This is a genomic window from Paenibacillus sp. LHD-38, assembly GCF_031157315.1.
Taxonomy (GTDB): Bacteria; Bacillota; Bacilli; order Paenibacillales; family Paenibacillaceae; genus Pristimantibacillus.
In genome coordinates, this window is sequence record NZ_JAVIFU010000135.1 from 1 (window position 1) to 1,013 (window position 1,013).

The window sequence follows — 1,013 nt, forward strand, 5'->3', positions numbered from 1 at the left end:
AGTAGGTGTGGCGTTATCCATAAATCCTGCATAGCCAATTTTAACTGGTAAGCTCTGCCCGTTTTTAAGTTGCTGTCTTTTAGGCTTTGTAGTTCTTCTTTCTGCTCCGCCTTCAGATTGCTTTCATTCTTTAACCAGAGATACTTGGTTCGCTTCAGTTGTGGTGCTTCTTTCTGCTCGGCTTTGCGTACATCATCAACGGCTTCATTCACCATCTTCATTACGTGAAACTTATCAAATGTAATTTCTGCTGAGGGGAACTGCTCTTCAATTCCTCGAATAAATGCGATAGACATATCGCAGCAGATTTCCTGTATTTGCGCCGTTTCTACGCCTTTATCGTGTAAATGCTGTTTGAAACGGGCAAGCGTGTCCTTGCCTTTTCCTTCTGTCGCGAACAGTACAGTCTTTGTATCCACATCCACAAACAAAGTGATGTAGCGGTGGCCGCGGCGTGACGAAGTTTCATCGACTGCAATTCGCCTAACAGGAGTTAAATCCAATTCAGCCATAGCTTGATCGACGTAGTGATGGAAAATCCTCCACATGCGTGTGTCATGCTCTCTCAGTTCACGCGCTGCAGCATTGACTGGCATTTCGGCCATTAATCGCATGGCCCATGCGTCAAATTGTAAGGTGAAATGCGACTTTAGACGTGACCACTTCACAGGTACCAACGTTACTTTATTACAGCTTTTGCAGTCCGTTCTTGGAACCCTGGCATGCATATAAGTTTTCCAATTCCAGAAATCGAGATGGCGCCAATGTTTTTTCTCTGCATCGTAAGCCTTGCATGCTGTTCCGCAATTCGGACATGGAAACAGGGCTCCACGTTCAAAATCAACAAATAAGTGCCAAGCTTCATCTTGATCGTCGTACTCAATATGTGTTAATTTCCATGGTTCTTCAAGTGCTAATGCAACTTTGAACATATCCGCAATTAAATTATCGTTGCTACTTAATGAGGTCCACATCGTCCTTACCACCCTATTAATATTCTTACCAGGCAGTAT

1 protein-coding gene is annotated in these 1,013 nt (G+C 43.8%); it reads right to left on the bottom strand.

Going from position 1 to position 1,013, the window contains the following annotated elements:
- On the bottom strand, nt 1–974 hold a 974-nt coding region (locus RCO25_RS34590), incomplete at its 3' end, for an ISL3 family transposase (protein WP_309000569.1).
- Nucleotides 975–1,013: the final 39 nt, after the last annotated feature.